Origin of the sequence: Cellulomonas sp. GbtcB1 (assembly GCF_019091725.1) — a bacterium.
GTDB lineage: Bacteria > Actinomycetota > Actinomycetes > Actinomycetales > Cellulomonadaceae > Cellulomonas.
In genome coordinates this window covers 1-13,248 of sequence record NZ_JAGXJG010000079.1, presented here as the reverse complement: position 1 = coordinate 13,248, position 13,248 = coordinate 1, and the positions used below count along the sequence as shown (strand labels likewise).

The following is a 13,248-nucleotide window of genomic DNA, read 5'->3' as shown; positions in this document are numbered from 1 at the left end:
CGGCGCCGGCCCCGGCGCCTGCGCCCGAGGCGCCGGTCGCCGGCACCACGCCCGAGGCCCCGGCCGACCCCGCGGATCCGGCGGACCCCGCGGGCCCCGCCGCCGACCCCGGCGCCCCGCCCGAGAGCCCCGCGACCCCCGCGCTCACCCGCGCCGACGTCGACGCCTGGCTCGACGGCTTCCTGCCCGCCGCCCTGGAGCGCACCGACATCCCCGGCGTGGCCGTCGCGGTCGTGCACGACGGCGAGGTCGTCACCACCCGCGGCTACGGGTGGGCCGACACCGGCACGGAGTCCGGAGAGGCCGTCCCCGTCGACCTCGACCGCACCCTGTTCCGCCCGGGCTCGGTGTCGAAGCTCGTCACCGCGACCGCGGTGCTGCAGCTGGTGGAGTCCGGCGACGTGGACCTGGACACCGACGTCGGCGCGTACCTCGACATCGACGTGCCGCGGTCGTTCGACGACCCGATCACGCTGCGCCACCTGCTCACGCACACCGCCGGGTTCGAGGAGCGGATCCGCGGGCTGATCGGCGCCGAGGGGACGCCGGTGGACCTGCGCGCCGCGCTCGCCACCGACCCGCCCGAGCAGGTGTACCGGCCCGGGACCGTGCCCGCGTACTCGAACTACGGCAACGCCCTGGCCGGGTACGTCGTCGAGCGGGTGAGCGGCGAGCCGTTCGAGCGGTACGTCCAGGAGCACGTCCTGGCGCCCGCCGGGATGACGACGGCGACGTTCGACCAGCCGGTGCCCGAGGACCTGCGCGACCGGCTCGCGCTGGGGTACGGCACCGCGTCCGGGCCGTCGACGGGCTTCGAGGTCGTCGGGGTGCCGCCCGCCGGGGCGCTGTCGGCGTCGGCCGCGGACATGGCGCGGTTCATGCTCGCGCTGCTCGGCGAGCCCGCGACCGGGGAGCAGGTGCTGGACGCCGACACGCTCGCGCTCATGCAGGAGCCCGCGCTCGACGAGGACGACCTGGGGACGCTCGCCGGCGGCGCCCGGATGGGCCTCGGGTTCTTCCAGGAGGACCGGAACGGGCACCGGATCGTGGGCCACGGCGGCGACACCAACGCGTTCCACTCGCACCTGCAGCTGTACCCGGACGAGCGCACGGGCGTCTTCGTCACGGTGAACGGCTCGGGCGCCGGGGCGCTCGACAGCCTGGAGCTGCGCGAGCAGCTGATGCAGGGCTTCGCCGACCGCTACGTCCCGTCGACCGGCGGGGCCGAAGCGACCGCCGCGACCGCCGCGACCGCCACCACCGTCGACGCCGACACCACCCGCGAGCACGCCGCGGCCCTCGCCGGCGCGTACACCGACTCCCGGGCGATGCGCAGCACGTTCCTGCACGCCACCGAGCTGCTCGCGGTCACCCAGGTCACCGCCCAGGACGACGGCCGCGTGCTGGTCGCGCCCGGCCCGCTGACGGACCGCCCGGTCCTGTACGAGGAGGTCGAGCCGTGGGTGTGGCAGGAGGTCGGCGGCCAGCGGACCATCGCCGCGCGCGCCGAGGACGGCCGGGTCACGGCGATCGGCTACGACTCCGCGTTCACGCTGCTGCCCGCGGGCGCGGCGACCGGCGTGGCGCTGCCGGCGCTGGGCCTCGCCACCGCGGTGCTGCTGGTGGGCGCGCTCGCCGGGCCGGTGGCCGCGCTGGTCCGCCGCGTCCGGCACCGCGCGCCCCGCGACCGGGCCGGGCGTCCCGCCCGGGTGCTGACCCGCCTCGCCGCGGCGAGCGCCGTGCTCGCGGTCGCCGGCTGGGCCGTCGCGATCACGACGATCATGGGCCTGGTCGACCTGCCCGAGGGCGGCCTGCGTGTACTCCAGGTGCTGCAGGGCGTGGGGATCCTGGGGCTGGCGCCGGCGACGGTCCGCGTGGTGGGTGACGTGCGGCGGCGCGCCGGCGGGTGGCGGGTGGCCGGCGGGGTGCTGGTGCTGCTCGCACTGGGCGCCGTGGCGTGGTTCGCGGTGACGTACCGGCTGGTCGCGCCGAGCCTGTCGTACTGAGCGCCCGAGCCCCGCGACGCACGTAGCCCTACGGTTTCCGGCGGAGCCACCCGCGAATGGCGGTGGGCTCGCCGGAAACCGTAGGGCTCGCGGTCCGGGAGGGGCAGCAGCGGTCGCCGCTGCCCAAGAATCAGCCGCCCAGCGACGCCCCGTTCGTCCGGATGACCTCCTGGTACCAGTCGAACGACGCCTTCGGCGTGCGGGCCAGCGTCCCGCGCCCCTCGTCGTCCTGGTCCACGTGGATCAGGCCGTACCGCTTGGACATCTGCGACGTCGACGCCGCGATGATGTCGAGCCCGCCCCACGCGGTGTAGCCGAGGACCTCGACGCCGTCCTGGATGGCCTCGCCGATCTGCTCGATGTGCGTGCGCAGGTAGTGGATCCGGTACGGGTCCTCGACCCGCCCGTCCGGCCCGACCTCGTCCTTCGCGCCCAGGCCGTTCTCGACGACGAAGAGCGGCACCTGATAGCGGTCCCACATGTCGCGCAGCGCGATCCGCATGCCGACCGGGTCGTGGTGCACGCCCCAGTCGGTGACCTCCAGGTGCGGGTTGCGGATGCTGGAGAAGATGTTGCCGCCGGTGATCCCGTACTGGGACGGGTCGGCCGCCGACACCAGCGACATGTAGTAGCTGAACGACAGGAAGTCGACCGTGCCCGCGGCCAGCTCCTCCGCGTCGCCCTCCTCCATCGCCACGGTGATGCCCTTGCGGGCCAGCAGCCGCGGCACGAACGTCGGGTACGCGCCGCGCACCTGGACGTCGGTGTGCAGCAGGTTGAGGTCGTTCGCCTCCAGGGCCTCCAGCACGTCGTCGGGGGCGCTGGTCGCCGGGTAGTGCAGCATCCGGGCGAGCATGCAGCCGACCTGCGCCGTCGGGTCGATGCCCTTGATGATCCGCACGGCGCGGGCGCTGGCCACGAACTGGTGGTGCAGCGCCTGCCAGGCCTTGGCCTCGGTGTGCTCGCCCTCGCGGGTGACGACGCCGCCACCGGTGTACGGCTCCAGCAGCGTCGTGTTGATCTCGTTGAACGTGAGCCAGTAGGTCACCAGCGGGTGCAGCTCGCGCACGACGGTCTCGACGTACCGGGTGTACATCTCGATGACGCCGCGCTCGGACCAGCCGCCGCGCCCGTCGGCCACGAGCGCCAGCGGCATCTCGTAGTGCGACAGCGTGACGACCGGCTCGATGCCGTTGTCCCGCAGCCGGGTCAGCAGGTCCCGGTAGTAGTCGATCCCGGCCTGGTTCGGCTCCGCGTCGTCGCCGTGCGGGAAGATCCGGGTCCACGCGATCGAGAGGCGCAGGGCCTTGATCCCGAGCTCGGCGAACAGCGCGATGTCCTCGCGGTACCGGTGGTAGAAGTCGACGCCGTACCGCTTCGGGTAGCCCTGGCCGCCCTCGACGGTCCGGGCGACGGCGATCTCCTCGTCCGAGGCCCGCATGAGCGCCTCGAGCGCGGTGTAGTTGCGCGCCTCCGGGGAGCGGAACGGCACGACGTCGGCGGTGGACAGGCCCTTGCCGTCGGCGTCGAAGCCGCCCTCGACCTGGTTGGCGGCGAACGCGGTGCCCCAGAGGAAGCCGTCGGGGAAGGTCATCGGGTGGTCTCCAGTGCGTGCTCGAGGGTCTCGACGGCGAGCAGGCCGGCGCCGGCGGCCACGGTGCCCGCAGCGATCGGCTCGACGCCCGCGTACGCGGTCGCGTTGGTGACGACCACGACGGTGGTCGTGTCGTGGGTGGCCGCCACGGCGGGCAGGTCGACGGTCAGCAGGCGGTCGCCGACGGACACGCGGTCGCCGTCGGCGACGTGGGCCGTGAAGCCGCGCCCGCCGAGGTTCACCGTGTCGACGCCGACGTGCACCAGCACCTCGACGCCCTCGTCGGACTTGAGCCCCACGACGTGCTTCGTCGGGAACACCGTGACGACGGTGCCGGACACGGGGGCGACGACCTCGCCGTCGGTCGGCAGGACGCCGACGCCCTTGCCCATCGCGCCGCTGGCGAACGCGCCGTCGCCGACCTCGGTCAGCGGGACGACGGTGCCGGCGACCGGGGACGCGACGACCGGGCCGCCGTCGAGGGCCACGGCCGCGCCGGTCGCGGCGGCGGGGACCGGGTCGGCCACCCCGGTCGAGCCGGCGGCGGCCGCGCCGCGGGTCAGCGGCGACTCGTCGAAGCCGATGACCAGCACGGCCACGAGCGCGCCGACGAACGACACGGCGATGGCCGCGACGGACCAGCCGAACGCCGGGCCGGCGAGCCCGGGCAGACCCGGCAGGCCGGAGTTGCCGACGAGGGCGTATGCCTTCGCGCCGAACCCGAGCGCGATCGCGCCACCCGCGGCGCCGCCGATCATGCTGGCGAGGAACACGCGGCGCATCGGGAGCAGCAGGCCGAACAGGCCGGGCTCGGAGACGCCCATGAGGGCGGTGAAGCCGGTCGACAGCGACGTGGCGCGCACCTGGCGCGAGCGGGCGCGGATCGCGACGCCGAACAGCGCGCCGGCGACGGAGAAGATCTGCACGTAGGTCAGCGGCAGGAACGGGTCGTTGCCGAGCGTCGCGAGGTTGCCGAGGATGAACGGCACCAGGGCCGCGTGCATGCCGGTCATGATGATGAGCGACATGACGGCGCCGAGCAGGATGCCGGAGAACACGCCGCCGTGGGTGAGCAGCCAGTTCAGGCCGCCGGAGATCTGGTCGCCGATGATGGCGCCGAGCGGGCCGAGGGCCACGAGGGTGACCGGGCCGACGACGAGCATGCTGACCAGCGGGACGACGCTCAGGTGCAGGGCCGCGGGCAGCACCTTCTTGAGCCCGCGCTCGACCCAGGACAGCGCCCACACCGCGAGCAGCGCCGGGATCACGGTGTACGAGTAGGTCGTCGCGGTCACCGGCAGGCCGATGAACGTCACCGGGTCGCCCGCGGCGAGCAGGGCGGCCAGGTTCGGGTACACCAGCGCCCCGGAGAGCGCGGCGGCCACGAACACGTTCGTCTTGAAGACGCGCGCCGCCGAGATCGCGATCATCACCGGCAGGAAGAAGAAGAACGCGTCGCCGAGCGCGAAGAGCAGCTGGTAGGTCTGCGTCTCGGTCGACATCCAGCCGAGCCACACGGCGAGCGCCAGGAGCCCCTTGATGAGGCCCGCGCCGGCGATGGCCGGCAGCAGCGGCGGGAAGGTCTTCGACAGGAAGCCGAAGAACCGGTCGCGGATGGTGCCACCCGACGCGGCGGGGGCGCCCGCGGCGTCCACGTCGTCCGCGTTCGGGTCGTTCACCTTCGCCACGAGGCCCGGGTGGGTCTCCTTGACCGCGGCGAACACCTTCGGCACGTCGTTGCCGATGATGACCTGGAACTGCTGCCCGCTGTCGTTGATCGCCTGCACGGCGCCGACGGCGCGGACCGCGGCCTCGTCGACGCGCGCGCGGTCGACGAGGCCGAACCGCAGGCGGGTGACGCAGTGGTAGAGCGAGGTGATGTTGTCCTCGCCGCCGACCGCCGCGACGATCGCGGCAGCGTCCTTCTCGTATGTCACGGTGCTCTCCTGAGCTGTCCCCGCGGGTCGCCGGAGGGGCGCCGCGGGGTGGGAGGGGGGTGTCAGAGCAGGTTCGACAGGTGCAGACCGAGGTAGGTCCGCTCCTGCAGCGTCATGACGTGTCCGTGGCGCTCCTCGACGACCGCCGCCACCTTGTCGACGACCGCGAACGCCCGGGGCTGCTGCTCCACGAGGAACGCGTGCAGCGCGGGGTCACCGCCGTCCTCGACCTCGCCGTCGACGACCCGCTGCGCGAGGAAGCGCAGGTGGGTCGCGAACCGGAGGTAGGCGTGGCGCTCGTCGTCGTCCGCGATGGCCAGCTCCTCGCGCACGACGCCGAGGACGTCGCGCATGAACTCCATGAGCCGGGCGGTCTTCTCCGACGAGCCGCCGACCGTCGCGTTCACGAAGTGCAGCGCGATGTTGACGGCCTCGTCGTCGGTGAAGGTCACCCCGAGGTGCTTGTTGAGGATCATCACGGCCGACCGCGCGAAGAGGTACTCCTCGCGGTGGATCGTGCGGACCTCGACGGCCAGCGGGTTCGCGAGGGAGATCCCCTCCCGCACCCGCTGCACGGCGTAGACGAGGTGGTCCGCCAGGGACGCGAAGATGCCGTCCCCGAACTCTCGGCCCAGCGACCGGCGGGCGACCGTGACGATGTCGGCCGTGACCTGGAGGATCTCCGGCGGCACCGTGCCCACGATCGAGGCGAGGTGGTTGCCCACGGCGTCGTCGCGGATCCGGAAGACCGACTCCACGCGCTTCTCGTCGATCGTGTCGCCGGGCTTGCCCTGGAACCCGATGGCCTTCCCGACCACGATCACGTCGCGCCCGGCGGCGTCGACCGCGGACACGACGTTGTTGTTGAGGATGCGCCGCACCTTCACGCTGTACACCTTCGTTGCAGACCTGCTCTACCGGGGCCCTCTTTGGCCTCGGCGGTGGTGTTGCCTGCAAGAGCAGTGACAAGCCGAGCGGGACGCTAGCACCGGGATCTGTGCGGAAACAACAGACCTGGTCAGGATCACCCGGTCCCCGTGCCCGCGCCAGGGCCAGGCGGCGAGTGGAACGTTGTGACCGACACGCCGGCGGCGTGTCGGTCACAACGTTCCACTGGAGGAGTCGGCGGTCAGGCCGCCGTCGCGCCGCCCTCCGCCGCCAGCGCGTCGGTCAGCAGCCCGACCAGCGCCTCGAGCTGCACGTCCGCGGCCGCACCGTCCTCCACGTCGGCCCCGTCCAGCGCCCGGGCCGCGAGGCCGGACTTGCTGTCGATGAGCTCGGCGATCCGGGAGTCGACGGTCTGCGCCGCGATGACGCGCCACGCGGTGACCGGCTCGGACTGCCCGATGCGGTGGATGCGGTCGATCGCCTGGGTCTGCTCGGCGTCGGTCCAGGACAGCTCGGCGAGCACGAGGTTCGACGCGACCTGCAGGTTCAGCCCCACGCCGGCGGCGGTGAGCGAGCAGACGACGATCTGCACCTCGGGGTCCTCGACGAACGCCTTGACGTTCTTGTCGCGCTGCCGGGTGGTCTGGTCGCCGCGGATCGACGCGTACTTGATGCCGCGCTCCGCGAACGCCTGCTCGGCGTGGTCCATCACGTCGACGTGCTTCGCGAAGAACACCACCTTGCCGACGTTCCGGGCCAGCTGGGCGGCGTAGTCGGCGGCCGGCGCGGCCTTGGCCTGCCCGATCCGGCGGACCATCGCGAACACGTTGTCGCCCTTGGTCTTGCCGCTGGAGTCCTTGAGCTCCGCGGCGGCGACCCGGCGGGCGATCTCGTGGTCGGTCCCCAGGACCAGGCCGGACTCCCGCGCCTCGACCGCGCTGCGGAACCGCTGCATCAGCCGCTCGACCAGGGCAGCCTCGGCCTCGCGGATCGACCGGCCCGCGGCGCCGTCGAGCTCGACCAGCAGGTCGGCGACCCGGCGGGCCGGGATGTCGGCAACGACGTCGGCCTTGCGGCGGCGCACGATGCCCATGTCGACGACGCACTGCCGCGCGGCGGCGGAGAAGCCGCGGTCGGCGGGCGTGAGGCCGATGTCGTCCAGCGCGGTCATCAGCCGGCCGAGCGGCTTCTCGTCGTCGATCCAGCCGAGGTACTGCCAGATCGCGCGGAAGTCCTCGATGTCGTTGATCAGCGGGGTGCCGGTCAGCGCCATGAGCAGCGGGCGGGCGGCGCGCTCGCGGATCTTCTCGGCGATCGACAGCACGTGCTGCGAGCGCTGGGAGCGCTTGTTCTTGATGAAGTGCGCCTCGTCGACGACCATCCCGCGGAAGCCGTGCTCCCCCAGCCAGCCGACGTGCCGGTCGAGGATCTCGTAGTTCACGATCACGACGTCCGCGAACCCGTCGACCCGCTCGCCGTCGCCGTGCACGACCGTGGCGCGGCGCTCGGGGGTCCACAGGCCGACCTCGTGCGCCCAGTTCGTCTTGACCACGTTGGGGACGACGACCAGCAGCGGGTACGCGCCGGCGGTGCGCGCGGCGAGCAGGGCCTGCGCGGTCTTGCCGAGGCCGGGCTCGTCGGCAAGCAGGAACGTGCGGTGGCCCTCGGCGGCCGCCGTGACGACCTGCGCCTGGTGCGGCATGAGCTCGCGGCCGGGCGGCGTCGGCACGTGCGCCGGCTCGGGCAGCGGCATGCACGCGGGCACGCCGTCGCCGGACTGCTCGAACGACCGGAACAGCGGCTCCAGCAGCTCCCAGCCGGCCAGCCGGCGGGGCTTCGCCGCGACGCGCTCCGCGGCGGCCTCGAAGTCCGGGGCCAGGAACGGGTTCGCGAGCCGGCGGGAGATCACGGACTGCGGGACGACCTGGCGGTCGGCGCCCGGCGCGGGGGCGACCGGGGCCGGCGCCTCCTCGGGCTCCGGCTCGGCCGGGACGTCCATGCCCGCCGCGCGCTGCACGGTCGCCTTGTAGGCGCGGGCGGCGTCCGACACCTTGGCGTCGTCGGCGAGCAGCGCCAGCAGGGTGGTGTCCCGCGCGGCGATCCGGGCCAGCTGGGTGGCGACGCCGTCGAGCCGCTTCATCAGCTCGGTGCGCTTGGCCTGCGACAGCTCGCCGTCGGCCATCGCCCGCGCGCGCTCCTCGCGGACCAGCAGCGCCACGACCTGGAACTTCGTCCGGACGGCCGGCCGCACCGGCGGGCGCTGCACGGCGCCCTCGATCTCGCGCACCACCCCGGCGAGGACGGGGATCAGCCCCTGCTCGCTCGGGCGGGCGGTGCGGCGGCGCTGCCCGCCGGGGGCGGTGCTGCTGCCCCCGCGGGCGGGTCGGCGCTGGCCGGTTCGTGCCACTTCGTCTCCTTCGTGCCTGCGTGCCGCGGCGAGGGCACGCGGGCGTGGTGCCGTCGCCGCGCGGGTCCGGCGCGGACGCCGGGTGCGCGCGACGCGTCGCCGCGTGCGCCGCCCGCGGGCCCGGGGCTCGCGCCGGGGGCGGCGGGCGCCGGTGCTGCGGGCGCGCCGTGGGGCGTCCCCGCCTTGTCACGGCGAGGTGCCTCGGCGGACGACCGCGGGCCGCTGGCGGCGCACGCGGACGTCCGTTGTGCGCCTGGGCAGACTCGAACTGCCGACACCCGCTTTAGGAGAGCGGTGCTCTATCCACTGAGCTACAGGCGCGCCGCCGGGACCCTCGGGCCGACCGGCCGGCCGCCGTCCCGCCGTCGGATCGACGGGGCGGACGCGCCCACCCTACCGGGGCGGGGCGCGGTGGCGCTCCGGGCGCGCGGGGTGATCGGCCTCCACGGGCGGGCGCGGAGGGGCAGGATGGGCGGCAGGCACCCGGGACCGCAGCGTGGGGGGAGACGGACGTGGCGCGAGACGTCGTCGTCGTGGGGTCGGTCAACGCGGACCTCATCGTGCAGGTCGAGCGCCACCCGCACCCCGGGGAGACCCTGCTCGGGCACACCTCGAGCGTCCTGCCCGGCGGCAAGGGCGCCAACCAGGCGGTCGCGGCCGCGCGGCTCGGTGCCGAGGTGGCGCTGGTCGCCGCGGTCGGCGACGACGTGAACGCCGGGATCGCCCTCGCCGGCCTGCGCGACGCGGGCGTCGACCTGGACCACGTGACCGTCGTCGACGCGCCCACCGGCCTCGCCGTCGTGACCCTGGCGGACGACGCCGAGAACACGATCGTCGTGGTCCCGGGCGCGAACGCGTCCGTCTCCCCGCGGCTCGTGGACGCCGCGACCGACCTGATCGCGGAGGCGCGGGTGTGCGTCGTGCAGGCCGAGATCCCGCTCGCCACCGTCGCGCACGTCGCCCGGGTCGCCGCTGCCGGAGGCACCCGGCTGCTGCTGAACGTCGCGCCCGCCGCCGAGCTCCCGACCGAGACCGTGCGCGCCGCCGACCCGCTGGTGGTCAACGAGCACGAGGCGGCGATCCTCCTCGGCCGGCGCGACCGGGAGCCCGCGGACGCCGCCGCCGAGCTCGCGGCGCTGGGCGTCCGGTCGGTCGTCGTGACGCTCGGCGCGGGCGGGGTCGTCGGCATCGAGGACGGCGAGGCGTGGTCGCTGCCGGCCCGGCGGGTCGACGCGCTCGACACGACCGGCGCGGGCGACGCGTTCGTCGGGGCGCTCGCCGCGGGGATCGCGGACGGGCTGCCGGTCCGGCAGGCGGCGGCGCTGGCGACGCGGGTGGCCGCGGCGTCGGTGACCCGGCTCGGCGCGCAGCCGTCCTACCCCTGGCAGGGCGACGACCTGCCCTGAGCGGCGCAGGTCGCTCCCCCGCCGGCGCGGGCGGGACCGCCGCGCCGCTATCGTCGTCCGGTGCCCGAGACCCCCCACGCGCCCGGCCCCGACGGCGACGTCCCCGGGCTCACGGCCTGCGCGCTGTGCGCGGGCGAGACGCTCGGCGTCGACGACCCGCTGCCCGGCGGCCAGCTGGCCCGCCTGCGCGCGCTGGCGGCCCGCGGCGCCGCCCGGCTGACGGAGGTCGACTGCCTCGACGCGTGCGAGCGCGGCGACGTGGTCGTCGCGCGGCCGACCGGGGCCTCCCGGCGCGCGGGCGCGGGTCCGGTGTGGTTCGAGCGGCTGTCCGGCGACGCCGACACCGCCGCCCTGGAGGCGTGGCTCCGCGCGGGTGGCCCGGGCGGCGGCGCGCTGCCCTCGCCCCTGCCCGAGCGCGTGATCCCGCGCGGCTGACGCGCGCAGCCACCGCCCACCCCGCGCACAGCCCGCCCTCAGCCACCGTTTCACCCGCGGGCCACGCACGGGTCCGCCGGACGTCACGCGGAGTTCAGAACCGCTGGCCACGGTGGTGCGGCGCGTCCGGACCGGCGCGCCCACCCCCACCCACCGGAGACCCTCCCGTGCGACCTCACCCTGCCCCGACGCCCCCGCGCGCGTCGCGGCGCGCCCCTGCCCGTGCCCTCGCGGCGCTCGCCGCCGCGGCCGTGGCCGGCACCCTGCTCGCCGCCGCCTCGCCGGCCGCGAGCGCCGCGGCCCCGGCCGCCGTCCCGGCCGCGGCGTCGGACGAGCCCGGCTCGCGGTTCACCCTCGCCGTGCTGCCCGACACGCAGTTCTACTCGCGGTATTCAGCGGACCAGTTCCTGCCCCGCTACGGCACGGACCCGTTCCGCGAGCAGACGCGGTTCCTGGTGGAGCACGCCGACGAGCTCAACATCCCGTTCGTGACGCACCTCGGCGACGTCGTCGACCGCGTCGGGCAGACCGCGGAGTGGCAGGCGGCCGACACGGCGATGCGGACGCTCGAGCAGGGCGGCCTGCCCTACTCGATCCTCCCAGGCAACCACGACGTCCGGAACTCGGACGACACCCTGGACGACACCGACTACGACCCGGCGAACGAGCCGTTCCTGCAGTACTTCGGTCCCGCGCGCGCGGCGACCCAGGCGACCTACGGCGGCAGCGACCCGACCGGGCTGAGCCAGTACCACGTCTTCGAGGCCGAGGGTCAGGAGTTCATGGTGCTCGCGCTCGCCTGGCGGGTGTCGGACCAGACGATGCAGTGGGCGAAGGACGCCATGGCGGCGCACCCCGACGTCCCGGTCATCCTGACCACGCACTCGCTGCTCAACATCGGCCCCGACCAGACCTCGCCGCGCGACACGGAGTACGGCGAGGAGCTCTGGGACAAGCTGATCCGCAGCAGCGACCAGATCTTCCTCACGTTCAACGGCCACTTCCACGGGGCGACCCAGCAGACCCGCACGAACGACTTCGGGCACTCGGTCACGAACGTGCTGATCGACTACCAGATGGCCTACGAGGGCGGGAACGGCTACCTCGGCCTGGTCGAGTTCGACCTCGCGCACGACACCGTGACGATGCAGACGGCGTCGCCGTGGGTCACCGCCAAGCCGCAGGAGACCCTGACGAGCTACGACCAGCCGTTCCTTGACGGCCCCAACCAGCGGTTCACGCTCGACCTCGACTTCTCGGAGCGGTTCGCCGGCTTCGACCCCGACTTCGGCCCCGGCGCGGGCGTCTGGCCGTCGCTGACCCAGCGGGCGCGCGACGTGCTGCTCGACGGCTTCGTCGGCCCCGACCCCGTCACCACGGAGCTGCCCGGCAACGCGCTCGACTTCGCGGAGGCCGAGGGCACCGTCGCGCACTGGCGGATGAACGACCTCCCCACCGGCGTGCTGCCCGAGGGCGGCACGATCCCCGACGTGGCGGCGGGCAACGACCTGACCCGCGCGACCATCGCCGCCTCCGGCTCGGCCACGGCGCAGGCCGGCGACGTGACGATCGTCCGGGACGACGTGCACGGCTACTCGTCCGACGGCGCCGCGGTGTGCTTCGCGAACTCGTCCGCGGCCCGGTTCAGCTACCTGACCACGGCCTCCGACGCGCCGGTGAACGCCGAGACGTTCCCGGAGGGCTACACGATCGAGACGTTCCTCCAGCTCGACCCGACCTGGGACGCGGGCGTGAACGGCTGGTCGAAGGCCGTCGTCCGGTCCGGCGACCGCTCGCAGCTCCCCGGCATGCCGTGGTCGCAGTGGGACTACACCGCCTCCCCGGTCGCGCTCGGCATCTCGAACCTGCGCGAGTTCCAGTTCACCGAGGTCCCGATCGCCACGACCAAGGGCGACCGCACGGCGTGGTCCGGCGAGATCATGGTCGACAGCTGGTCGCACGTCGCGATCGTCAACGACCCGGCGTCGTCCACGACCACGATGTACATCGACGGCGCCCCGGTGCTGCGCAACGCCACCGACACGCTCGGGCACTCGGTCCAGGCGGACATGCCCTGGCTGCTCGGGTCGGACTGGGTCGACGGCGCGGCGCGCAACGGCTGGAACGGCTGCATCGGCGAGACCCGCGTGATCGACCGGCCCACCGGCCCGGCGGAGTGGCTGACGCAGCGCGCCGACCTCACCGGCCTGGCCGTCACCGACGCGCCCGCCGGCGACCTGCCGGCCGGGGCCGAGGTCACCTCGCTGTCCGGGACCGGGTTCCCCGGCGCCGTGGTGCGGGTGGCGGACGTCGCGACGGCCGGCGGCGCCGAGGTCCGGACCGCCGCGCTGGCCGCGGCGGCCGCGGTGCCGGCCTCGCTCGCGGGCGAGACCGTGGTCGGCGCGGACGGCCGGTGGACGCTCGCGTACGCCGGGGCGCTGCCCGCCGGTCGCTACGCCGGGTCCGTCGTGCAGGCGCTCGGCGCGCGGGAGTCCGCGCCGGTCGGCGTGGCGTTCGCCGTCGCGGAGGCGCCGGCGCCGGGCGCGCCCGACCCGGTGGACCCGCCGGTCGGCGG

The 13,248-nt window shown here is 74.7% G+C and carries 8 protein-coding genes and 1 tRNA gene; 4 read left to right on the top strand and 5 right to left on the bottom strand.

What is annotated here, in order from left to right:
* Positions 1-2,006: serine hydrolase domain-containing protein (locus tag KVT14_RS18900; protein ID WP_254631313.1), on the top strand; the 2,006-nt coding region annotated here is incomplete at its 5' end.
* A 130-nt stretch (positions 2,007-2,136) separates the two neighbouring features.
* Here the strand turns inward: KVT14_RS18900 and KVT14_RS18895 are convergent.
* From KVT14_RS18895 to KVT14_RS18875, 5 genes are all read right to left on the bottom strand, one after another.
* The gene (locus KVT14_RS18895) at positions 2,137-3,600 is read right to left on the bottom strand and encodes a glycoside hydrolase family 1 protein (RefSeq protein WP_217617080.1); all 1,464 of its coding nucleotides are present in this window, start codon (positions 3,598-3,600) and stop codon (positions 2,137-2,139) included.
* On the bottom strand, positions 3,597-5,603 hold the full coding sequence (locus KVT14_RS18890; RefSeq protein WP_254631319.1) for a glucose PTS transporter subunit IIA: 2,007 nt from the start codon (positions 5,601-5,603) through the stop codon (positions 3,597-3,599). The genes KVT14_RS18895 and KVT14_RS18890 overlap by 4 nt, the downstream gene beginning before the upstream one ends.
* Positions 5,600-6,424, bottom strand: coding sequence for a PRD domain-containing protein (locus KVT14_RS23535; RefSeq protein ID WP_168216977.1), 825 nt, complete (start codon positions 6,422-6,424; stop codon positions 5,600-5,602). The genes KVT14_RS18890 and KVT14_RS23535 overlap by 4 nt, the downstream gene beginning before the upstream one ends.
* Positions 6,425-6,666: 242 nt before the next feature.
* Positions 6,667-8,832 (bottom strand): DEAD/DEAH box helicase, encoded by a 2,166-nt coding sequence (locus KVT14_RS18880; RefSeq protein WP_217617078.1) that lies wholly within the window; start codon positions 8,830-8,832, stop codon positions 6,667-6,669.
* A gap of 248 nt (positions 8,833-9,080) precedes the next feature.
* A tRNA-Arg gene (locus KVT14_RS18875) sits at positions 9,081-9,153 on the bottom strand.
* Between the two features lie 191 nt (positions 9,154-9,344).
* Between KVT14_RS18875 and KVT14_RS18870 the strand changes: the two genes are divergently transcribed.
* The 3 genes from KVT14_RS18870 to KVT14_RS18860 form a co-directional block, all read left to right on the top strand.
* Positions 9,345-10,238: a ribokinase gene (locus tag KVT14_RS18870; RefSeq protein WP_217617077.1), complete on the top strand. Its 894-nt coding sequence runs from the start codon at positions 9,345-9,347 to the stop codon at positions 10,236-10,238.
* Between the two features lie 60 nt (positions 10,239-10,298).
* A complete protein-coding gene (locus KVT14_RS18865; RefSeq protein WP_217617076.1) occupies positions 10,299-10,673 on the top strand; it encodes a hypothetical protein in 375 nt (124 codons plus the stop codon).
* A gap of 251 nt (positions 10,674-10,924) precedes the next feature.
* On the top strand, positions 10,925-13,248 hold a 2,324-nt coding region (locus KVT14_RS18860), incomplete at its 3' end, for a metallophosphoesterase (protein ID WP_217617075.1).